General features: G+C 50.1%; 21 protein-coding genes and 1 riboswitch. Of the genes, 13 read left to right on the top strand and 8 right to left on the bottom strand.

Translation table 11 applies throughout. The features are described 5' to 3' along the window. Positions 1-4: 4 nt before the first annotated feature. The 8 genes from ACZ5R2_RS02320 to dnaA form a co-directional block, all read right to left on the bottom strand. A complete protein-coding gene (locus tag ACZ5R2_RS02320; RefSeq protein ID WP_464900866.1) occupies positions 5-1258 on the bottom strand; it encodes a thiamine phosphate synthase in 1254 nt (417 codons plus the stop codon). 3 nt (positions 1259-1261) lie between these two features. Beyond that, on the bottom strand, positions 1262-3196 hold the full coding sequence (gene thiC / locus ACZ5R2_RS02315; protein WP_464900865.1) for a phosphomethylpyrimidine synthase ThiC: 1935 nt from the start codon (positions 3194-3196) through the stop codon (positions 1262-1264). A gap of 114 nt (positions 3197-3310) precedes the next feature. Next, positions 3311-3410, bottom strand: a riboswitch (TPP riboswitch). Positions 3411-3482: 72 nt separating this feature from the next. Beyond that, positions 3483-3866, bottom strand: a complete 384-nt coding sequence (gene crcB / locus ACZ5R2_RS02310; protein ID WP_464900864.1) for a fluoride efflux transporter CrcB — start codon at positions 3864-3866, stop codon at positions 3483-3485. Positions 3867-4247: 381 nt separating this feature from the next. After that, complete coding sequence (locus ACZ5R2_RS02305) at positions 4248-4682, bottom strand: Hsp20 family protein (protein WP_438459915.1); 435 nt, start codon at positions 4680-4682, stop codon at positions 4248-4250. 498 nt (positions 4683-5180) lie between these two features. Continuing rightward, positions 5181-7598 (bottom strand): DNA topoisomerase (ATP-hydrolyzing) subunit B, encoded by a 2418-nt coding sequence (gyrB, locus tag ACZ5R2_RS02300; protein WP_464900863.1) that lies wholly within the window; start codon positions 7596-7598, stop codon positions 5181-5183. A 14-nt stretch (positions 7599-7612) separates the two neighbouring features. After that, positions 7613-8704 carry a DNA replication/repair protein RecF gene (recF, locus tag ACZ5R2_RS02295; protein WP_464900862.1) on the bottom strand — a complete coding sequence of 364 codons (1092 nt, stop codon included), beginning with the start codon at positions 8702-8704 and terminating at the stop codon, positions 7613-7615. A 1-nt stretch (position 8705) separates the two neighbouring features. Further along, the gene (dnaN, locus tag ACZ5R2_RS02290) at positions 8706-9806 is read right to left on the bottom strand and encodes a DNA polymerase III subunit beta (RefSeq protein ID WP_464900861.1); all 1101 of its coding nucleotides are present in this window, start codon (positions 9804-9806) and stop codon (positions 8706-8708) included. Positions 9807-9863: 57 nt separating this feature from the next. Continuing rightward, on the bottom strand, positions 9864-11270 hold the full coding sequence (dnaA, locus tag ACZ5R2_RS02285; protein ID WP_464900860.1) for a chromosomal replication initiator protein DnaA: 1407 nt from the start codon (positions 11268-11270) through the stop codon (positions 9864-9866). Between the two features lie 362 nt (positions 11271-11632). Here dnaA and ACZ5R2_RS02280 point away from each other — a divergent pair, with 362 nt between their 5' ends. The 13 genes from ACZ5R2_RS02280 (at position 11633) to ACZ5R2_RS02220 (ending at position 23234) form a co-directional block, all read left to right on the top strand. Then, positions 11633-12379 (top strand): amino acid ABC transporter substrate-binding protein, encoded by a 747-nt coding sequence (locus ACZ5R2_RS02280; protein ID WP_464900859.1) that lies wholly within the window; start codon positions 11633-11635, stop codon positions 12377-12379. A 101-nt stretch (positions 12380-12480) separates the two neighbouring features. Next, a complete protein-coding gene (locus tag ACZ5R2_RS02275; protein WP_464900858.1) occupies positions 12481-13152 on the top strand; it encodes an amino acid ABC transporter permease in 672 nt (223 codons plus the stop codon). Then, positions 13149-13883, top strand: a complete 735-nt coding sequence (locus tag ACZ5R2_RS02270) for an amino acid ABC transporter ATP-binding protein (RefSeq protein ID WP_464900857.1) — start codon at positions 13149-13151, stop codon at positions 13881-13883. The genes ACZ5R2_RS02275 and ACZ5R2_RS02270 overlap by 4 nt, the downstream gene beginning before the upstream one ends. A gap of 281 nt (positions 13884-14164) precedes the next feature. Then, positions 14165-14299, top strand: coding sequence for a 50S ribosomal protein L34 (gene rpmH, locus ACZ5R2_RS02265; RefSeq protein WP_006880025.1), 135 nt, complete (start codon positions 14165-14167; stop codon positions 14297-14299). A gap of 12 nt (positions 14300-14311) precedes the next feature. After that, positions 14312-14668, top strand: coding sequence for a ribonuclease P protein component (rnpA, locus tag ACZ5R2_RS02260; protein ID WP_438459662.1), 357 nt, complete (start codon positions 14312-14314; stop codon positions 14666-14668). Next, positions 14635-14889: a membrane protein insertion efficiency factor YidD gene (gene yidD / locus ACZ5R2_RS02255; protein WP_438475343.1), complete on the top strand. Its 255-nt coding sequence runs from the start codon at positions 14635-14637 to the stop codon at positions 14887-14889. The genes rnpA and yidD overlap by 34 nt, the downstream gene beginning before the upstream one ends. Before the next feature lie 6 nt (positions 14890-14895). Next, the gene (gene yidC, locus ACZ5R2_RS02250; protein WP_464900856.1) at positions 14896-16512 is read left to right on the top strand and encodes a membrane protein insertase YidC; all 1617 of its coding nucleotides are present in this window, start codon (positions 14896-14898) and stop codon (positions 16510-16512) included. Between the two features lie 128 nt (positions 16513-16640). After that, on the top strand, positions 16641-18002 hold the full coding sequence (gene mnmE, locus ACZ5R2_RS02245) for a tRNA uridine-5-carboxymethylaminomethyl(34) synthesis GTPase MnmE (RefSeq protein ID WP_438459659.1): 1362 nt from the start codon (positions 16641-16643) through the stop codon (positions 18000-18002). An 80-nt stretch (positions 18003-18082) separates the two neighbouring features. Beyond that, the gene (gene mioC, locus ACZ5R2_RS02240; protein WP_464900855.1) at positions 18083-18526 is read left to right on the top strand and encodes an FMN-binding protein MioC; all 444 of its coding nucleotides are present in this window, start codon (positions 18083-18085) and stop codon (positions 18524-18526) included. Positions 18527-18998: 472 nt separating this feature from the next. Beyond that, entirely contained in the window at positions 18999-20894 is a 1896-nt protein-coding gene (gene mnmG, locus ACZ5R2_RS02235; protein ID WP_464900854.1) for a tRNA uridine-5-carboxymethylaminomethyl(34) synthesis enzyme MnmG, read from the top strand. After that, complete coding sequence (gene rsmG / locus ACZ5R2_RS02230) at positions 20894-21526, top strand: 16S rRNA (guanine(527)-N(7))-methyltransferase RsmG (RefSeq protein ID WP_464900853.1); 633 nt, start codon at positions 20894-20896, stop codon at positions 21524-21526. The genes mnmG and rsmG overlap by 1 nt, the downstream gene beginning before the upstream one ends. 14 nt (positions 21527-21540) lie before the next feature. Next, a complete protein-coding gene (locus ACZ5R2_RS02225; RefSeq protein ID WP_438459655.1) occupies positions 21541-22314 on the top strand; it encodes a ParA family protein in 774 nt (257 codons plus the stop codon). A 23-nt stretch (positions 22315-22337) separates the two neighbouring features. Continuing rightward, the gene (locus ACZ5R2_RS02220; protein WP_464900852.1) at positions 22338-23234 is read left to right on the top strand and encodes a ParB/RepB/Spo0J family partition protein; all 897 of its coding nucleotides are present in this window, start codon (positions 22338-22340) and stop codon (positions 23232-23234) included. Positions 23235-23261 lie beyond the last annotated feature (27 nt).

Here is a 23261-nt window from a genome sequence, read left to right as displayed (position 1 = left end):
TCGCTCAGATAGCATGCGCTTCCTCCGTCATCGGCTGCATAATTTGCTCAAACTGCTCAATCACCTGCTGTGGACTGTCTGCCAAGGTGATGGCTCGAACCACGGCTAAACTGGACACACCACACTGCCAAACTTGGTCGGCATTAGTCAGGTCAATGCCACCGATAGCCACCGTTGGATAGCCAAAGTCAGGTCCATAAGGAATAGAATTGATCAGGCTTTGGTAGTGGCCAAGGCGCACTAGACCTTGTGGTTTAGACGGCATGTCTTTGGTCGTGGTTGGGAAAATATGCCCCAGGGCGATATAGCTCGGATTGATTTGCACGATACGCAATAATTCATAGTAGCCGTGAGTCGAGAGACCCAGACAGATACCCGCCTGCGCAAGCTGACTTAGATTGGACTCTTCTATGTCCTCTTGCCCAAGGTGTACCCCATAAGCGCCATGCTTGATGGCTAGCTGCCAGTAGTCATTTATGAACACCTGAGCTTGATGCTCTTGCCCTAGCTCAATGGCTCGCTTAACTTGCGCTTCCAAATCCGGTGTTTTGGGGTCCTTGATGCGCAGCTGCACCGTGTTAATACCGAGTTTAAGCAGGCGCTCAATCCAGGTGATATTATCCACTACGGGATACAAGCCAACCTGATGTTTGTCCATATCGGGAAACGTGACGGTTTCAGCATTCGCAGCCCAACCAACTCTAACGCCAAGGCGCGGATCCTCAAGGACAGGGGTTGGGAACTTGGTAAAGTCGTTTGCCCAGGTTTCACGTGAAACATTGAGCTGAGCATGACTAAAGGTCAGTGCATCCTCAATTGGGAAATCGAGTGCCAACAAACTAATCACCCAAGCTAGGTGTTGTTCAGTTGAAAAGACACCTCCTAAAAGATAACTCAGCGCCCTCACCTCCCCGTGATGCTGCCAAGCATCGACATAACCTTGCTCATCCCGCAGGCCAATATAAATCGTATTGGCTGCCCAACCTTGGCGACGAACATCATCAACCGTTAATGGCTCGGCAGCGCTGAACTGATAGCAAAAATGCCAATCAACGCTCTCTGCCTTAGTCACAGCACCGGTTGTATCAATGCTTATCCTAATGACCTCCTTTTGATCATTGTGAAGCTCAAACTGACCGTTTGGGCTCACGCCCAGGCTGATCGCTTCTGTCGCAAAACCATGTTGCTTTGCGACCAACAAGCACTGCTGAATGCTGTGGGTGATTTCAATCTGCTGTTGCGGAACGAGCAGGCGCATAGTTTAGTCCTCTGTATTGGTCACTGGGTGATAGAGTTCAGAGCCAGTGTCTAGAAATTGTTGGGATTTCTGACGCATCCCTTCAAGTGGATTGTCCAACATTTGAATTTCAATGGATTGGTCTGCCGCGACCTGTTGGCTGTCTTTGGCGTACTCACGCACCTCTTGAGAAATCTTCATCGAGCAGAACTTAGGGCCACACATAGAGCAAAAGTGTGCCACCTTGCCAGACTCTTGAGGCAAAGTTTCATCGTGATAGCACTGTGCGGTTTCTGGGTCGAGAGACAGGTTGAATTGATCTTGCCAGCGGAACTCGAAGCGTGCCTTAGACAAAGCGTTATCACGCACTTGTGCACCAGGGTGGCCCTTGGCCAGATCCGCTGCGTGAGCCGCGAGTTTATAGGTGATCAGCCCAGTCTTCACATCTTGCTTGTTTGGCAGACCTAGATGCTCTTTGGGGGTGACATAACACAGCATCGCGCACCCATACCAACCAATCATCGCCGCGCCAATGCCTGAGGTAATGTGGTCATAACCTGGGGCAATGTCGGTGGTCAAAGGGCCTAAGGTATAGAAAGGCGCTTCATGACAGTGCTTAAGCTGCTCATCCATATTCTCTTTGATCATGTGCATCGGCACGTGTCCTGGCCCCTCAATGATCACCTGAACATCATGCTGCCAAGCGATCTTGGTCAGTTCACCAAGGGTACGCAACTCTGAAAACTGTGCCTCGTCGTTGGCATCAGCAATCGAGCCTGGACGTAGGCCATCGCCCAGAGACAGCGCAACATCGTACTTGGCACAGATCTCACAGATCTCTTTAAAGTGGGTATAGAGGAAACTTTCTTGGTGGTGAGCAAGACACCACTTGGCGATGATCGAGCCACCACGAGAGACAATGCCGGTAACGCGCTTCGCTGTCATCGGGATATAGCGTAGCAATAGGCCCGCGTGAATAGTGAAGTAATCAACACCCTGTTCGGCTTGCTCGATTAAAGTATCGCGCATCACTTCCCAGTTAAGGTTTTCAGCAATCCCATTGACCTTCTCTAGCGCCTGATACATAGGCACAGTACCAATTGGCACTGGACTGTTACGCAGTATCCACTCACGCGTCTCATGAATATTGCGCCCAGTCGACAAGTCCATCACTGTGTCGCCGCCCCAACGGGTTGACCACACCAGCTTTTCGACCTCCTCCTCTATCGAAGAGCTGACTGATGAGTTACCAATATTGGCGTTGACCTTTACCAAGAAGTTACGACCGATGATCATCGGCTCAGATTCTGGGTGATTGATGTTAGATGGAATGATAGCACGCCCTTGAGCCACTTCTTGGCGGACAAATTCAGGGGTAATAGCTTGCGGTAAGTTAGCACCGAAATGCTGCCCAGGATGCTGCTGAGTCAGGACCTCATCGCGGTACTTAGCCCGTCCCATGTTCTCGCGAATGGCGATGAACTCCATCTCTGGCGTGATGATTCCCTGGCGCGCATAATGAAGCTGAGTGACGCACTGCCCAGCCTTTGCGCGGCGAATAGGTGGCAGATGACCATAGCGCAACTCGTCTAAACTCTCATCCTCTAGTCTTTGCTTGCTGTACACCGAGCTCACCTCATCGAGCAACTCGGTATCGCCCCGCTCCTCTATCCATGCCTGGCGCAGCTTAGGTAGGCCTCGGTAAAGATCGATTTGGTGCTCGGGATCGGTATAAACACCGGAGGTATCGTAGACTCGAATCGCCTCATTGGGCTCATAGATAGGGGCCTCTTTGGTTCCGCCAACTAGGGTGTCAGCCAAGGCGATCTCGCGCATAGGCACACGAACATCCGGTCTTGAGCCTTGAATATAAACCTTCGAGGAATTTGGGTAGGGCTCTACAGAGAGCGTATCAATAAACTGTTTTGCTTCCAGTCTTGCTTGTTTACGATTCGACATAGCATTCTTCCTTTGCTTGAAATGGAATGAAAATGCTTGGCGGATAGATGCGACAAGAGGGTCGAAAAGACGGTCGATGTCCTATCGAACGCTAGCGTGAGCGATGTAGATTGCAGCACGCTTGCTCTTGTTCCCTTCGCAGGTGTTAGCCTGATCAGGTTCAACGGATCCCGAATGAACGGTCTCAGCCAATGTGGCACTCCGACAAGTTTCAGCTCACTAAATCTGTGAGAACTCCGATTATAGGTAATTAGTGGTGACAAACCAATCGGATCAGAACAGATAATTAACTCTTAACCAGTAATTGAAAACCTAGCCAGGCAGCAGAAATGCTGAGCACAACATTAAGCAACACATTGAGCCCCATCTTGAAAAAAGCCCCCTGCTGCATCAGCAGGACATTATCCATTGAGAAGGTCGAAAAGGTCGTCAGAGCACCGAGAAAGCCCAAGCCAATAATTTGTCGCCATGGGTCAGTGGCTAGCATCTCGTTCTCAAAAGCGGCGATCAAGCAGCCCATCGCAAACGAACCGACCACATTGACGGTCAATGTGCCATAAGGAAATCCACGACCAAAAAGCTGTACACACAACTCAGAAACTAAATATCTAGAACAAGCACCAAATGCACCACCAAGTGCAATGAAGCCCAAAATGGAAAACTGACCCATGGTTTAACCCCAAAATTCGACCAAAATTAATGCTGATAAGTATACGTAACTGCCCACAAACAACAACAAAATGAAAAAGTTACAGTAGTCACTTTTTAGAGGCGAGAGGCGAGAGGCGAGAGGCGAGAGGCGAGAGGCGAGAGGCGAGAGGCGAGAGGCGAGAGGCGAGAGGCGAGAGGCGAGAGGCGAGAGGCGAGAGGCGAGAGGCGAGAGGCGAGAGGCGAGAGGCGAGAAAATTTTCCAACCCTAGCCACCACTGTCAAGTGCTCCACCACCTCGAGCGAAGCGTTCTCGCAGCAAAGCGATCTCGCCTCTCGATCTCTTTTTTTTGCAAAAAAAAAGAGCGCCATCTAGGCGCTCTCAATCTCAGATTGAAAAATCTTAGCCTTCAAGCAAGTTGTTGCCGTTGATGGCAATCTTGCGAGGCTTCATTGCTTCTGGGATCTCACGTTCTAGGTCTACGTGCAGTAGGCCGTTTTCCATGGTTGCACCGACGACCTTAACGTAATCTGCGAGTTGGAACTTACGCTCGAAGTCGCGCTCGGCGATGCCTTGGTAGACGTAGTTCTTACCCTCTTCGGCTTGACGCTCACCCTTAACCAGTAGCATATTTTCTTTTTGGGTGATCTCGAGTTGTGACTCGGCAAAGCCGGCTACTGCCATGGTGATGCGGTAGTGGTTTTCGTCTTTTTGCTCGATATTGTATGGAGGGTAACCGCCAGAAGTGTTTTTAGCTGAATTCGCTTCCATCATGTTAAACAGACGGTCAAAGCCAATTGCATTGCGGTATAGGGGTGTAAAATCAACAGTTCTCATCATGCTATCCTCTTAGTAAGCAATAGTCTTAGCCTCAAACGCCATTGATCGTGACTGTAAGTGATCAAATGACTGGCTAAGAGATCCTGGTTCATTCCACAGGCCGCTTATCGCCGACGCAGGGACATGAGTAGGGATCAAGGTTAAATTGTCAGCCAGCAGGGCTATCCTCATCAGAGCGATGCGCCGTTGGCGGGTTTGAGGCGGCCTATCTTCTATTCTCTAGCAAGATACCCTCTCCTCATAACAAGATATGTGGACACCAAAGCCCCCTTTCAAGTAATTTTCTTCAATTTTTTTTATTACCCGACTTTTCATAGCCTTAAACCCAACACACTGATGACTCAAAGGCTCTACCACTCAATTAACCTCAAGTGACGACCTCCTCGCTCCCCGAAGTGAAACGTCCCCGCACCTCGCCCCTAATTTCGTCGCCCCCAAAAAAAACAGCCACCGATTGTCGGTAGCTGTTTCTAATTTGGTTAAAGCTGGTGTCGACTAGACGTCAAGGTTAGCCACTTTCAGCGCGTTCTCTTCGATAAAGTTACGACGAGGCTCAACCTGATCGCCCATTAGCGTGGTGAATAGCTGGTCTGCACCAACCGCATCCTCGATCGTCACCTGCATCATACGACGAGTATCAGGGTCCATGGTGGTTTCCCACAGCTGATCTGGGTTCATCTCACCCAGACCTTTGTAGCGCTGCAGGCTTAGACCACGGCGTGACTCTTTGATTAGCCAGTTAAGCGCATCAACAAAGCTGCTGATAGCAAGAGTACGCTCGCCACGCTTGATGTAAGCACCCTCTTCAATCAAGCCATCAAGTGCCTCTGAAAGGTCTGCAAGCTTGCTGTACTCTTTCGAGTTGATGAAGTCGACAGACAGTACGTGCTCGTGCACCACACCGTGTGTACGTACAATCACCTTCGGCAGGTTTAGGCCTAGCTCAGCGTGCTGTTCAACCTCAACGCTGTACTGGCTTGCGCCGACTTCTTTCGCGTTTAGCTGATCGACTAACTGCTTGGTCCAAGCCTCAACCGCGCCAGCATCGTGACACTGCTCTGCCGTTAGACGTGGCGTGTAGATAAGCTCGTGCATCAATGCTTGTGGGTAGCGGCGGCTTATGCGATCCACCAGCTTGATACCTTTGTTGTACTGCTGAACCAGTTTCTCTAGCGCTTCACCCGCTAAGGCTGGTGCTTCTGGGTTAACATGCAGCGCTGCGTTATCGAGAGCCAGTGCAATCTGATACTGGTTCATCGCATCTTCATCTTTGATGTACTGCTCTTGCTTGCCCTTCTTCACTTTGTAAAGCGGTGGCTGAGCGATGTACACATAGCCGCGCTCAATAAGCTCAGGCATTTGACGGTAGAAGAAGGTCAACAGCAGCGTACGAATGTGCGAACCATCGACATCCGCATCGGTCATGATGATGATGTTATGGTAGCGCAGCTTATCTGGGTTGTACTCATCGCGGCCGATACCACAGCCTAGCGCGGTGATCAGAGTCGCGACTTCTTGTGAAGACAGCATCTTATCGAAGCGCGCCTTCTCAACGTTCAAGATCTTACCTTTCAGCGGTAGGATTGCCTGATTCTTACGGTTACGGCCTTGTTTTGCGGAGCCGCCTGCCGAGTCACCCTCCACTATGTACAGTTCAGACAGTGCAGGGTCTTTTTCCTGACAGTCAGCCAGCTTACCTGGCAGGCCAGCGAGATCGAGTGCGCCTTTACGACGGGTCATCTCACGCGCTTTACGCGCCGCTTCACGCGCACGTGCTGCGTCGATGATCTTGCTACAAACCGTTTTCGCTTCGGTTGGGTTCTCAGCGAGGAACTCGTTAAGCTTTTCACCCATCACCGACTCAACCGCCGACTTCACCTCAGATGAAACCAGCTTGTCTTTGGTTTGGCTTGAGAACTTAGGATCCGGTACCTTAACCGAGATAACTGCTGTTAGACCTTCGCGTGCATCATCACCCGAGGTAGAGGTCTTGGCTTTCTTCGAGAAGCCCTCTTTGTCCATAAACGAATTCAGCGTACGAGTCAGCGCCGCACGGAAGCCCGCTAGGTGAGTACCACCATCGCGCTGTGGAATGTTGTTAGTAAAACAGTAGATGTTCTCTTGGAAGCCATCGTTCCACTGCATCGCCACTTCTACCGCTATGCCATCTTCACGCTCAGCGTCAAAATGGAACACCTTCTCGATGATTGGTGTTTTATTGGTATTGAGGTGCTCAACAAACGCTTGGATACCACCTTCGTACATGAAGTGATCAGCCTTATCCTCTTCACGCTCATCTTTAAGCTTGATCGAAACGCCAGAGTTTAGGAACGATAGCTCGCGCAAGCGCTTAGCTAGAATATCGTAGTGAAACTCGGTGTTTGTGAAGGTCTGTTCACTTGGCCAAAAACGGATCTCAGTGCCCGTTTTGTCGGTGTCACCCACCACGCTCAATGGCGCTTTGGGTTCACCATGATGATAAGTTTGAGTATGGGTCTTACCGCCACGATGAATGGTCAATGTTACTTGCTTAGACAGGGCGTTTACTACCGAAACACCAACCCCGTGCAAACCACCGGATACCTTGTACGAGTTGTCATCGAACTTACCACCCGCGTGAAGTACCGTCATGATAACCTCAGCCGCAGAGACGTTCTCTTCCGGGTGCATCTCGGTTGGGATACCACGGCCATCATCGCGTACTGAGACAGAGTTATCCTCATGAATAGTCACAATGATGTCTTTACAGTGACCCGCCAACGCTTCATCAATTGAGTTATCCACCACCTCAAAAACCATATGGTGCAGACCGGTACCGTCGTCTGTATCGCCGATGTACATACCTGGACGCTTACGAACCGCATCCAGACCCTTCAGTACTTTAATACTCGATGAATCGTAATTTTCAGACATGAGTTACTCTCTATTTATCCTTGCTCAATCTGTCCCTGTTCCACATGGAACAGCTTACCGCTCTCGTCGCGCATATCGGCGATCTGCTCGGCGGTAATTGAGCTTACAAAAACTTGTGCCCCCGTCGCCTTCAAGCAGTCTGCGAGACGCTTGCGACGTTGGCTATCTAATTCTGATGCAAAGTCATCTATCAAATAGATGCATGGCTTTTCAGTCACCTGGGTCAGGTGTTGACCCTGGGCAACTCTTAGCGCACATACCATTAACTTGAGTTGACCACGCGACAGCACGTCCTCAACAGGCGTGCCATTCACTTTGATGCGCAGATCCGCTTTGTTCGGTCCACTAAAAGTGTAGCCGAGCGACTGATCACGCTCGAAATTTCGTTCCAGTAATTGATGGTAGGGGGTGTCTTTTTCCCAGCCCCTATAATACTTCAATTGGATATCAAATTCTGGCAAAAATGTCTGACACATCCGCTGAGCCACCTCAGTCATCTGCGTCACATAGGCCTCGCGCCACTGGCTTATCTGCTCAGCGATCTCCGCCATCTGCTTATCCCAGTAGCTCAGCTCGCGATAGCTTTGAGCATTTTTCAGCAGGGCATTGCGTTGCTTGTTGAGGCGCTTAAAGCGTCCCCAAGCTTCATGAAAACCAGGCTCGGTATGAAACACGCCCCAGTCGATAAAAGCCCGGCGGAACTTGGGGCCATCGGTCAGCAGCTCAAACCCCTCAGGGTGGATCAATTGCAGCGGCAAGATCTTGGCTAACTGCGCGAGTTTCTGCCCAGACTGACCGCCTATTTTAACCTCACTTGAACCATCACGCTGCTTATTTATCCCAACGGGTAGCTCAAATTGATCTTGGTTCAAAGAATGCTCCATCACGCGGCCGTGAACAAACAGCTCAGACTGGTCATTTTGGATCACGCGCCCAGTCAGGCTGCTCTTAAACGAGCGACCATGACCAAGCAAATAGATGGCTTCTAGCACACTAGTCTTGCCGCTACCATTGGCACCGACAAGAAAATTAAAGCCTGGTGATGGTTGAATATCACAGGCTTTAATATTGCGAAATTGCTGAACAATCAGACGGGAAAGTGGCATTCTAGAGTCGAATTGGCATCACAACGTACATCGCACCGTCGTCACCAGCATTCTCAAGCAGGGCACTGGCATTGGCGCTCGACATCGATAGGCGCACCGTCTCACAGCGCAGGGTGTTTAATACGTCCAACACGTAGTTGACGTTGAAGCCAATCTCGATCGCCTCACCCTCATACTGCACATCGAGTAGCTCCTCGGCTTCCTCTTGCTCTGGGTTGTTGGCAGTAATGCGCATCTCCGTGCCATCAAGGTTGACTCGTACGCCACGAAACTTCTCGTTCGACAGGATCGCAGCGCGTGAGAACGCTTGGCGCAACTCATCACAGCTCGATTCCATCGTCTTGGTCGTGCTTTGCGGCAGCACGCGGCGGTAATCAGGGAATCGGCCATCCACCAGCTTAGAGGTGAAGACAAAGTTGTTCACTTCAGCGCGCAGGTTCGAGCTGCCTATTTGCAGCTCAACCTGCTGCTCTGGCGCATCAAGCAGTTTAACTAGCTCAAGCACGCCCTTACGCGGCAAGATGATCTGTTGATTGTCACCAGCTTTAGCAAGTTCAGTCTGTGCCACGGCCATTCGGTGACCATCGGTTGCGACGCTGCGTAGCGTGGTGCCGTCAATCTCAAACAGCATGCCGTTAAGGTAGTAACGCACGTCTTGGTTGGCCATCGAGAACTGAGTTTTATCAATCAAGCCCTTGAGTTCAGCCTGAGTCAGGCTGATCGAGGCTTCATTCTGCCAGTCTTCGATATTCGGAAAGTCGTTCGCTGGCAAGGTGGCCAATGAGAAACGGCTGCGGCCAGAGCGCACTTGGACGCGCTCCCCTTCCAAAACAAAGGTGATCTGAGCTGAATCAGGCAGGCTTCGGCAAATATCAAGGAACTTACGCGATGGGACGGTGATCGCCCCAGCTTCACTGTCCGCCTCTAGAGCCACCTTGCTCACCAGCTCCACCTCAAGGTCGGTGGCCGTCATTGACAACATACCGTTATCTACTTTAATCAGTAGGTTACCAAGAATAGGTAGGGTTGGACGACCGCCAAGCGCTCCAGAAACTTGCTGGAGAGGCTTTAGCAGGTGTTCGCGTGCAATCGTAAATTTCATTATCAGCTCTAATTGGATTATCTGAACAAGCGTAAGTCTACTCTAACCCTATCGCCGTTAAGACGATAGCGTGCGAATCAAGTTTGAGTAGTCTTCTTTAATATCGTGGCTCTCTTCACGCAGCTGCTCTATCTTGCGACAGGCGTGCAGCACGGTGGTGTGGTCACGACCACCGAAGGCATCACCGATCTCTGGCAGGCTGTGGTTGGTCAGCTCTTTAGCCAGTGCCATCGCCAACTGGCGAGGTCTTGCGACCGAGCGTGAGCGGCGCTTAGACAGCAAGTCCGCGACCTTTATCTTATAGTACTCAGCCACGGTTTTTTGAATATTGTCGATGGTGACCAGTTTTTCTTGCAGAGCAAGCAGGTCACGCAGGGCTTCACGGACAAAATCGATCGTAATAGGACGCCCGGTGAAGTTGGCGTTGGCGATCACGCGGTTGAGTGCGCCTTCTAACTCACGTACGTTGGAGCGCAGGCGCTTAGCGATAAAGAACGCAACCTCATCCGCCAGGTGGATCTGGTGATCCTCCGCCTTTTTCATCAAGATCGCCACGCGTGTCTCAAGCTCAGGAGGCTCGATCGCGACCGTCAGTCCCCAACCAAAGCGAGACTTGAGGCGATCTTCAACCCCAGAGATCTCTTTTGGATAGCGATCTGAGGTGAGGATGATTTGCTGGTTACCCTCAAGCAAGGCATTGAAGGTATGGAAGAATTCTTCTTGCGATCGCTCTTTATTAGCAAAGAACTGAATGTCATCGATAAGCAGTGCGTCCACGCTGCGGTAGTAGCGTTTAAACTCTTCGATGGCATTGTTTTGCAGCGCCTTAACCATATCTTGAACAAAACGCTCCGAGTGCATGTAAACCACTTTGGCGTTGGGTTTGTTATCCACAATCGCATTGCCCACTGCGTGCAGTAGGTGGGTCTTACCAAGACCTGTACCACCGTAAAGGAACAGTGGGTTATAGGCAGCGCCTGGGTTACCTGACACCTGACGTGCCGCAGCCAAACCAAGCTGGTTCGACTTACCCTCGACGAAGTTCTTAAAGCGGTGCTTTGGATTTACGTTTGAGCGGTGGTTAATATCGGCGATCGCCTGTGCATCATCATCCCAAGTTTTATGCACGGGTTTACGCGCTTGCAGCTGCGCTGGCGCTGACGACTCGGCTGCAACATCTGCAGGCGTGCGCGTCGGCGCAGGCTTAGGCGCCGCAACAGGGCGACTACCAACTTCAAAGTGCAGACTCGGTACATCGTTACCGCAAAACTCTTGCAGCAGACGGTTGATATTGTTGAGGTACTTATCACGCACCCAATCGAGCACAAAGCGGTTGGGCGCGAATAGCGTCAAGGTGTTATCGTTTAATTCGGCCTGTAACGGACGAACCCACATACTGAACTCAGTAGCAGGCAGCTCCTCTTGAAGCTGTTGCATAACTTGCAACCAAAGCGAAGATGACACGGTGACCCCACTCAATAAACAGAAAACTTGGAAAGACCCACAATTTTACCTGTTGATAACTAAGATCGCCAGTAAATGATCGACGGATCAGTGAATAAGATCGGAGTTATTCACAGATATTCACGGCAAAAGCCGTGGATCAGCACATCGATCCCCCAGATTACTCACAAGATGATCCACATTTGGCCGATTTTACCCAGATCCAAGATTTGGGTATAAGTCTGTGAATAATCGGATCAAAGTCAGGCGATCCCGCCAGTATTGAGTTATTACTAACTAGTCTGAGTTATGCCAGAAGGTTATTTATTGCTGAATAAAAACAACCAGTAGTATCCCGTGTTACATAATTTAGGAGCTGTATTATGAATAACTGGATGAAGGCAGCAATCGCTGCTATCGCGCTATCAGCGGCCACTGGGCACGCCGCGACCGAAGTCAAAGTGGGTATGTCAGGACGCTATTTCCCTTTTACCTTTGTTAAGCAAGACCAACTACAGGGCTTTGAAGTCGACCTGTGGGATGAAATCGGTCGTCGCAACGATTATCAGGTCAATTATGTGACCGCAAACTTCTCCGGTTTATTTGGCATGCTAGAGTCAGGCCGTATCGACACCATCTCTAACCAGATCACTATGACCCCTGCCCGCACTGAAAAATACCTGTTTGCTGACCCTTATGTGGTTGATGGCGCGCAGATCACGGTGCGTAAAGGCAATAATGCCATTAAGAGCATTGACGATCTGGCGGGCAAAACCGTGGCGGTCAACCTAGGATCGAACTTCGAGCAACTACTGCGCGATTACGATAAAGACGGCAAGATCAACATCAAGACCTACGACACAGGCATCGAGCATGACGTGGCACTCGGCCGCGCTGATGCGTTTGTGATGGATCGCCTATCGGCATTAGAGCTTATCAAGCAAACAGGCCTGCCATTGCAGCTTGCCGGTGAACCATTTGAAACCATCGAGAATGGCTGGCCGTTTGTCGACAACGCGCGTGGCAAGCAATTGCGTGACGAGGTCAACGCGGCGGTGGCTGCGATGCGTGCTGATGGCACCATGGCCAAGATCTCTGAAAAATGGTTTGGCGCTGATATCACTCACTAGCCACACCTTCGGCTTACTCAGCGAAACCAAACAATCACTGTATTATCTAGGTGGGATTCTAGGATCCCACCTTTTGTTGTATTAAAAGGAAAGTAAAAGTCATGGGTTTTGATTTTGCTTATATGCTCGATTTGCTGCCAATTTTGCTTAAATACCTTGGCACCACGATGGAGATGGCGATATGGGGACTGGTGTTCTCACTGATCTTAGCCGTAGTTATCGCCAACATTCGCGTGTTTAAGATCCCGGTCCTCAATCAACTCAGTCAGCTGTACATCAGCTTCTTTCGTGGCACCCCGCTTCTGGTCCAGCTGTTTCTGCTCTACTATGGATTGCCACAGGTGTTCCCATTCCTGGTCGGACTGGACGCCTTTAGCGCAGCGGTCATTGGCCTAACCTTACACTTTGCCGCTTATAAAGCAGAGAGTATTCGCGCTGCGATCATTGGCATCGACCGCAGTCAAATGGAGGCCAGCCTGTCGGTCGGCATGACCACAGCACAAGCCATGCGTCGGATCATCCTGCCGCAAGCCACCCGCGTTGCGCTGCCATCACTAATGAACTACTTCATCGATATGATTAAGTCGACCTCTCTGGCCTTTACCCTTGGTGTGGTCGAGATCATGGCCACCGCCCAGATGGAGGCCGCTTCAAGCTTCCGCTTTTTCGAGGCGTTCCTTGCCGTAGCACTGATCTACTGGCTGGTAGTGATAGTCCTGACCCGCGTGCAAGTTTGGGCAGAAGAGAGATTAAATAAGGCGTATGTACGATGATCAAGCTTAACAACATTCACAAATCGTTTGGCAACACTGAGGTGCTCAAGGGCGTTGATATCGAGATCCAACAAGGTGAAATCATCGTGATTATCGGCTCCAGTGGCACGGGTAAATCCACCCTACTGCGCTGCGTTAACTTCCTCGAGCAAGCTGACCAAGGCAGGATCACCATCGATGATGTCTCAGTTGATGCCGAGCAACACAGCAAAGCTGAGGTATTGGCCCTAAGGCGTAAAACCGGGTTTGTGTTTCAAAACTATGCCCTGTTTACCCATATGACGGCACGGCAAAATATCGCCGAAGGCCTAGTCACGGTGCGCGGCTGGAAGAAAGAGGATGCCAACGCTTACGCGCAGCAACTGCTCGAAGAGATCGGTTTGGGTGACAAGGGCGACAGCTACCCAGCCGCCCTCTCTGGCGGTCAACAACAGCGTGTGGGTATTGGCCGAGCGATGGCGCTCAAACCAGAACTGCTGCTGTTTGATGAGCCCACGTCCGCGCTGGACCCGGAATGGGTTGGCGAGGTGTTGGCACTAATGAAAACCCTCGCGGCTCAGCACCAAACCATGCTGGTGGTCACCCACGAGATGCAATTTGCCAGAGAGGTCGCTGATCGAGTGATCTTTATGGCAGAGGGAAATATTGTCGAGCAAGGTTCTCCACAGGATATCTTTGAGCGTCCACAGGATCCTCGCTTGCAAAAATTCCTCAATCAAGTTGGGGCTTGATCAAGGATCAACTCGGATCGAAAGATCCTTGAGATTTTTGTTTGGCTCCGTATAATCGCCCGACCGGAATTATCACCACAGTGAAACTTGGCTTTTTACTAAGATTCATGTTACTGACACTCAATCTATGATTGACAGTAAATGTGACAGTGATTACAATTCCGCCTCTTTGTTGAGAGGCGTCGGTACTTAAGGCTACCTTCCTCTTATATATAGAGAAAGCAATAGCTGCCCACGCCGGGTTAACATTGACCTAAAACTGATCAGTAAAGGTATTTATCATGAAACGCACTTTTCAACCTTCAGTTCTAAAGCGCAAGCGTACTCACGGCTTCCGTGCACGCATGGCGACTAAGAACGGTCGTAAAGTAATTAATGCACGTCGTGCAAAAGGCCGTGCGCGCCTATCAAAATAATTCGCGATTATTTTGAATAAGTACGCATTCCATCGGGAGTTACGCTTGTTAACTCCCGAGCATTACCAAAATGTCTTCAAGCAAGCTCATCGAGCTGGCTCGCCCCATTTCACTATCATCGCTCGAGAAAATACTCTTTCTCACCCCCGACTTGGTCTCGCTGTTCCTAAAAAGCAAATCAAAACTGCGCCCGCTCGCAACCGCTTTAAACGTATCGCACGAGAAAGCTTCCGTCTTCGTCAACACAAACTTCCTAACAAAGATTTTGTTGTCATTGCCAAAAAAAGCGCCCAAGATCTGAGCAATGAAGAATTGTTCAAGTTATTTGAAAAGTTATGGCGCCGTCTCTCTCGCCCCTCGCGTGGCTAGCAATTGGTTTGGTCTATCTGTATAGATGGGTCATCAGTCCTATGATAGGACCGCGTTGTCGCTTCACTCCTACTTGCTCAATGTATGCCATTGAAGCATTGAAAGCTCACGGTTTTTTAAAAGGATGTTGGTTATCTGGCCAACGTCTATTAAAATGCCACCCATTAAATGATGGCGGTTATGACCCCGTCCCACCAGTCCAAAACAAAGACAGAGATTAAATAACGATGGATTCTCAACGTAATATTCTGTTAATCGCTTTGGCTTTGGTCTCTTTCCTACTCTTCCAACAATGGAATGTAGAGAAGAATCCAGCGCCTCAGACGGCTTTACAGACGCAATCTAACGGCAGTTTGCCTGCTTCGGGGTTTGCAGATGACCTAGACCCAATGCCAGCTCAGGCAGCTTCAGCACACACCATTACCGTGACAACTGACGTGTTGACTCTGTCAATTGACACTATGGGTGGTGATATTGTTGCAGCTAACCTGAACCAATACGCCGCAGAGCTTGAATCAGAAGAGACTTTCTCTCTGCTGAAAAACGAAGCCGGCTACCAGTTTATCGCTCAAAGCGGTCTGGTTGGCCCTCAAGGTATCGACCGCAGCAGCGCCGATCGTCCGACTTACTCAGTAAGCGCAGACAGCTTTACTCTAGCGGATGGCCAAGACGAATTGCGCATTCCAATGACGTTCAGCGAGAATGGCATCGACTACATCAAGACGTTCGTACTTACGCGTAACAGCTACGCTATCGACGTTATCTACGATGTAGTGAACAACTCTGGCAGCACGGCAACGCTAGGCATGTACGCACACCTGCGTCAAAACCTGACTGACTCTGGTGGCAGCCTAACTATGCCAACTTACGCGGGCGGTGCTTACTCAACGCAAGACACGCGCTACAAAAAATACAGCTTTGATGACATGCAAAGTCGTAACCTGTCGCTAAACCTACCAAACGGTGAAGGTTGGGCAGCAATGATCCAGCACTACTTTGCGACGGCTTGGATCCCACGCAACGAGCCAGGCACAAGCCTATACACTCGCGTGATTGGTAACCTAGGCGATATCGGCCTACGCATGCCAAACAAAGCGATTGCTGATGGCGGCGAAGCGCAGCTAGTCGCAACGCTTTGGGCCGGTCCTAAACTACAAGACCAGATGGCAGCAACGGCGCCAAACCTTGACCTAGTAGTGGATTACGGCTGGCTATGGTTCATCGCGAAACCACTGCACTGGTTGCTGTCGTTTATCCAGGGCTTTGTGAGCAACTGGGGCCTAGCAATCATCGGTCTAACCTTCATCGTACGTGGTGCGATGTACCCACTGACCAAAGCGCAATACACCTCTATGGCGAAAATGCGTATGCTTCAGCCTAAGCTGCAGGCGATGCGTGAGCGTCTAGGCGACGACCGCCAGCGCATGAGCCAAGAGATGATGGAGCTGTACAAGAAAGAGAAAGTAAACCCGCTCGGCGGCTGTCTACCTCTTATCCTACAGATGCCTATCTTCATTGCACTTTACTGGGCATTGATGGAATCGGTTGAGCTACGTCACGAGCAGTTCTTGTGGCTACAAGATTTGGCGGCAATGGACCCATACTTCATCCTACCGCTACTGATGGGTGCAAGTATGTTCATCATTCAGAAGATGAGCCCAACCACAGTCACCGACCCTATGCAGCAGAAGATCATGACCTTTATGCCGGTGATGTTTACCTTCTTCTTCCTATGGTTCCCATCAGGTCTGGTTCTTTACTGGCTAACGTCAAACATCGTGACGCTAATCCAGCAGACACTGATCTACAAGTCTCTTGAGAAGAAAGGTCTACACTCTAAGTAACCTTTAAGCTTAAAGAAACACCAAGAAAGGCGGCCAAAAGGTCGCCTTTTTGTTTGAGGCTGATTACAATTCTCTCCAATACATCCAAATGGCTCCATACGGCGCCACAGCGTTTTTAAGGTCATCTTATGACAACAGATACTATTGTTGCTCAGGCTACTGCGACAGGTCGTGGTGGCGTCGGTATCATCCGCGTTTCAGGCCCTAAGGCCAATGAGGTCGCCCTTGCTGTAACCGGCAAGACCCTCAAGCCGCGCTACGCAGAATACCTGCCGTTTAAAACCGCACAAGGCACCGAGCTCGACCAAGGTATTGCCCTTTACTTCCCTAACCCACACTCGTTTACCGGTGAGGACGTCCTTGAGCTGCAAGGCCACGGCGGCCCTGTAGTCATGGATATGCTGATCAAGCGTATCCTTGAGGTTGATAACGTGCGTCCGGCGCGCCCTGGTGAGTTCTCTGAGCGTGCTTTTCTTAACGATAAGATGGACCTGACTCAGGCCGAGGCGATCGCCGATTTGATTGACGCCAGCTCAGAAGAAGCGGCCAAATCAGCGCTGCAATCGCTGCAAGGCCAGTTTTCTAAACGCATCAATACGCTGGTGGAATCACTTATCCACCTGCGCATTTATGTAGAGGCGGCTATCGATTTCCCAGAAGAAGAGATCGATTTTCTTGCCGACGGCAAGGTCGCGACCGACCTGCAGGCGATCATCGACAACCTTGATGCGGTAAGAAATGAGGCCAATCAAGGCGCCATCATGCGTGAAGGAATGAAGGTGGTGATCGCCGGTCGTCCGAATGCGGGCAAATCGAGCCTGCTTAACGCCCTATCGGGTAAAGAATCTGCGATTGTCACCGATATTGCCGGCACCACACGAGATGTCTTGCGCGAACACATCCATATTGACGGTATGCCGCTGCACATCATCGATACTGCAGGCCTGCGTGATGCCTCGGATGAGGTCGAAAAGATTGGTATTGAGCGCGCTTGGGACGAGATTGAACAAGCTGATCGCGTGCTGTTTATGGTGGATGGCACTACCACTGATGCCACTGATCCGAAAGAGATCTGGCCGGACTTTGTCGATCGCCTGTCGGATAACATCGGTATCACAGTGATCCGTAATAAAGCCGATCAAACCGGGGAAGATCTCGGGATCTGTCATGTCAACTCACCGACGTTGATCCGTCTTTCGGCGAAAACCGGTCAAGGCGTTGATGCACTGCGTAATCATCTAAAAGAGTGCATGGGCTTTGCTGGCAATAGCGAAGGCGGCTTTATGGCGCGTCGTCGCCACCTCGATGCGCTCGAGAAAGCAGCCCAGCACCTCGACATCGGCCAGACACAGCTTGAGGGCTACATGGCGGGAGAAATCCTCGCAGAAGAGCTGCGCATTGCTCAGCAGCACCTCAATGAGATCACAGGCGAGTTTAGCTCTGATGACCTGCTTGGGCGCATTTTCTCGTCGTTCTGTATCGGTAAGTAATCACTTTAAAAGGAAGCCTGTTGCGCTTCCTTTTTTCTGTCTAAACCTGTTAGGCAAAAACAAAGAATAGGGAAATCTAAATGATTCATATAATAACAGGCAGCACTTTAGGTGGTGCCGAGTACGTTGGCGATCACCTAAGCGAGCTGCTGGAGCAAAGCGGCTTAGAGACCCAAATCCACAACCAGCCCTCGCTTGACGAGATCGGCAACGAGGGGATCTGGCTGCTGATCACCTCGACTCATGGCGCGGGTGAGTACCCAGATAACATCCAGCCCTTTATCGGTGCTCTGCAAGAGACTCCGCCTAGAATGAGCAACGTCAAGTTTGCTGTCGTCGCGATTGGTGACTCCAGCTACGATACCTTCTGCGCGGCTGGCAACCACGCCTATGATCTACTTGAGGATATCGGTGGCACCCCACTCACTGACTGCCTTGAGATCGATATCCTTGAACAATCAGTACCAGAAGACGCTGCAGAGGCCTGGCTTAAGCAACATATTGAGCGCTTTCAGAGCGCATAAACCGCAAACAGCATGTTGATCAAACGCGGCCGATGTGGCCGCGTTTTTTGTATCTGTGAATAACTTTGACCAGTTCACAACAACCATTCGTACAAAAAACCAACAAACGAGCTGTGGATAAGTATAGTGATTTCCTATGATCAACCTATAGTTATCCAAATAACAACTTTGATCATTAACTAGCCCTGTGAATAAGTGCCGTTTTTGATCCCAGCTAATCCTCTGCTTGATCAACATCTGATCACAACAAATGATCTAAAAAAGATCCATGATCTTGTTGATCATTTATCACTTATCCACAGAAAAGTGGATCACTAATAATAGATCCAATAAAAGATCTATATAAAGATCTTATATATATTTAATTTCAGCCCTTTTTGACAAAAGTTCGAAAAGCGATTTTCTCAGTTCAGGAAAAGAGGTAAAATGCCGCTCTTTTATTTTCCATGCTTTGAATACCTGAGGTCGGTTCATGCTTTATCAAGAAAACTTTGACGTCATCATCGTTGGTGGTGGTCATGCAGGGACGGAAGCCGCGTTAGCGTCAGCACGCACAGGACAGAAAACACTTCTTTTGACTCATAACATTGATACTTTGGGTCAAATGTCATGTAACCCAGCGATCGGTGGTATCGGTAAGGGTCACCTGGTCAAAGAGGTGGATGCAATGGGTGGTCTAATGGCGCAAGCGATTGATCATGCAGGTATTCAATTCAGAACGCTTAACGCCTCAAAAGGCCCAGCGGTCCGCGCAACTCGTGCACAAGCAGACCGAGCCTTGTACAAAGCCTACGTACGTAGCGTGCTAGAGAACACACCGAACCTGACCCTGTTTCAGCAGTCGGTTGATGATCTGATCATCGAGAATGATCAAGTGGTTGGTGCTGTAACTCAAATGGGGCTTAAATTCCGCGCCAAAGCGGTTGTATTGACCGTGGGCACCTTCCTTGGAGGTAAGCTTCACATCGGTCTAGAAAACTTCTCTGGTGGCCGCGCAGGCGATCCTCCATCGATTGCGCTGGCCGATCGTTTACGTGAGATGCCATTCCGCGTTGATCGTTTGAAAACTGGTACGCCGCCGCGTATCGATGCGCGTAGCGTTGATTTTAGTCAGATGGAAGCCCAACACGGCGATAACCCGACTCCGGTGTTCTCGTTCATGGGTAATCGCAGCCAACACCCGCGTCAGATCCCGTGTTTTATTACGCACACCAATGAGCGTACCCACGATGTGATCCGCGGCAACCTTGATCGCAGCCCAATGTATGCTGGCGTGATCGAAGGCATTGGTCCGCGTTACTGTCCATCGATCGAAGACAAAGTTATGCGCTTTGCTGACAAGAACAGTCACCAAATCTTTGTTGAGCCAGAGGGACTGGATACGCACGAGCTCTACCCTAACGGTATCTCAACCAGCCTGCCATTTGATGTACAAATCGAGATTGTGCGCTCAATGAAGGGCTTTGAGAATGCGCATATCGTCCGTCCAGGTTATGCGATTGAGTACGATTTCTTCGACCCACGTGATTTGAAACACACCTACGAAACCAAATTTATCAAAGGCTTGTTCTTTGCTGGCCAGATTAATGGTACCACGGGCTACGAAGAAGCCGCTGCACAAGGTCTGATGGCGGGCCTTAACGCCAGCTTGTTCAGTCAAGACAAAGAAGGCTGGAGCCCACGTCGCGATCAAGCTTACATGGGCGTGTTGATCGACGACCTGTCGACCATGGGCACCAAAGAACCGTACCGTATGTTTACTTCGCGCGCCGAGTACCGCTTGCTGTTGCGTGAAGACAACGCCGATCTCCGTTTGACTGAAAAAGCTCACGAGCTTGGCCTGATTGATGAGGCACGTTGGGCTCGATTCAACCAAAAAGTCGACAATATCGCCAAAGAACGCCAGCGTCTAAGCGATACTTGGATGAACCCAAAATCTGAAGGTGTCGACACCCTTAACAACCTGCTCAAGACACCAATGGTGCGTGAGGCAAGTGGTGAGGATCTTTTGCGTCGTCCTGAAATGACTTATGCCCAGCTCACTGAGCTTGATCAATTTGCGCCAACGCTAGAGGATCAACAGGCGGCTGAGCAGGTCGAGATCCAGGTTAAGTACGAGGGCTACATCAAGCGTCAGCAGGATGAGATTGAGAAATCACTGCGCCACGAAAACACCCAGATCCCATTTGATGTCGACTACGGCGAAGTTAAGGGGTTGTCGAATGAGGTCGTTGTTAAGTTGAATGATGCGCGCCCAGAATCGATTGGCGTGGCATCTCGTATCTCTGGTGTGACACCTGCAGCGATCTCTATCCTGCTGGTACATCTGAAAAAACAAGGTTTATTGAAAAAAGGTGAGGCTTCCTAATGACGGCACTACGCGAGCGACTAGACCAGCTTCTGGCTAAGACCGATCTTGAGGTTTCACCACAACAGCGTGACCAACTGGTGGGTTATGTCATGCTGTTGGATAAATGGAACAAGGCGTACAATTTGACTTCGGTTCGCGATCCGATGGACATGTTAGTGAAACATATCCTTGATAGCGTCATCGTGAGTACGTATCTTGAAGGCGAGCGCTTCATCGATGTGGGTACTGGCCCTGGTCTGCCTGGCATTCCGTTGGCCATCATGCACCCGAATAAGTCGTTTGTGCTGCTCGATAGTTTGGGGAAACGGATTCGATTTATTAAGCAGGTTATTCATGAGCTGAAGATTTCGAATGTGACTCCTGTGCAAAGTCGTGTAGAAGAGTTTGATCCAGGTGAGGGATTTGACGGTGTATTAAGCCGCGCCTTTGCCTCAATGAGAGATATGGTTGAATGGTGTCACCACCTACCAAAACCTGAAACTGGCCTGTTTTTAGCTCTTAAAGGGCAGTACTCAGAAGATGAGTCGGCTGAAATTCCAGCCTGGTGTTCTGTGACCGACATCAAATCTTTACAAGTTCCTGAATTGGAAGGTGAGCGACATCTTGTAATCTTATCTCGCACTGCATAAAAGCGAGATGGACCGTGGGTAAGATTGTAGCAATAGCGAACCAGAAGGGTGGCGTTGGTAAAACGACCACCTGTGTCAACTTGGCAGCCTCAATGGCGGCCACAAAACGTAATGTATTGGTTATCGATTTGGATCCGCAAGGAAACGCAACGATGGCCAGCGGCGTCGATAAATATCAAGTCGATGCGACCGCCTATGACCTGTTGGTGGAAGACGTGCCATTTGACCAAGTGGTATGCGGCAAAACAGCGGGTCATTATGACTTGGTGGCGGCGAACGGTGATGTGACGGCAGCAGAAATTAAGCTGATGGAAGTCTTTGCGCGTGAGGTTCGATTAAAAAACGCGCTAGCATCGATTCGTGATAACTATGATTTCATATTTATCGATTGCCCTCCCTCTCTAAACCTACTTACTATCAATGCGATGGCAGCGGCAGACTCGGTTCTGGTGCCAATGCAGTGTGAGTATTTTGCCCTTGAAGGGTTAACTGCTCTGATGGATACCATCAGTAAGTTGGCAGCCGTAGTGAACGAAAACCTTAAGATTGAAGGGTTGCTGCGAACGATGTACGACCCACGTAATCGTCTCTCCAGTGAAGTTTCCGATCAGCTCAAAAAGCATTTTGGCAATAAGGTTTATCGCACCGTGATCCCGCGTAATGTACGTTTGGCCGAAGCGCCAAGTCACGGTAAACCCGCAATGTATTACGATAAATACTCCGCAGGCGCTAAGGCATATCTCGCGCTGGCGGGAGAAATGTTGCGTCGCGACGAAGTCCCTGCTTAATCAGATTTCTATAGGATAATTTCATGTCTAAACGTGGTCTAGGTAAAGGGCTCGATGCCCTGCTCGCAACCAGTTCTATTGCTCGTGAGAAGCAGCAGGTGGCAACCCAGAGTCAGGCGCTATCAAACGATGGTGAACTGGCTGACTTGTCGATCCACCAGCTGCAACCGGGTGTCTACCAACCGCGTAAAGACATGTCAGACGAAGCGCTCGCTGAACTCTCTGCTTCGATCCAATCGCAAGGGATCATCCAGCCGATTGTGGTTAGACAGGTAGGCAACGAGCGTTTTGAGATCATCGCTGGTGAGCGCCGTTGGCGTGCAGCCAAGCTCGCGGGTCTTAAGCTGGTGCCTTGTCTGGTTAAGAACGTGCAAGATCGCGCTGCCGTCGCGATGGCGCTGATCGAGAACATTCAGCGTGAAGATCTTAACGCGATCGAAGAAGCGCAAGCCCTTGAGCGTTTGCAAGATGATTTTTCATTAACTCATCAACAAATTGCTGAGGTGATTGGCAAGTCTCGTGTTACGGTGAGCAACCTGTTGCGCTTAAATCAGCTTAATGATGATGTAAAATCGCTGGTTGAGCAAAAAGTCCTTGAGATGGGACACGCGCGCGCGCTATTGGCACTGCCTATTGATCTCCAGCCAGAGATCGCGCTTCAAGTAGCGAAAAAGAAGCTGACGGTGCGTCAAACGGAAGCTTTAGTGAAAAAGTCGTTACAAGGTGATAACAAGCCTAAAACAGAAAAAATTCAGCTCGCTCAGGAAACCAACCTGATGCTAGAGCAGCTGCAGTCGCAGCTGAATACCTCTGTGAACATCCAAATTTCAGCCAAGGGTGTTGGCAAGGTACTCATCGATTTTAAAGATGAAAGTCAGTTGATAACAGTGTTGAAACAATTGGATTCAATTGTTAAGTAATCATAGGTCACATTCTTAATGGAATGT

The organism is Vibrio sabulosilitoris (genome assembly GCF_055391395.1).
The sequence above is the reverse complement of the archived record's forward strand: the minus strand, read 5'-3'. Positions and strand labels throughout refer to the sequence as shown.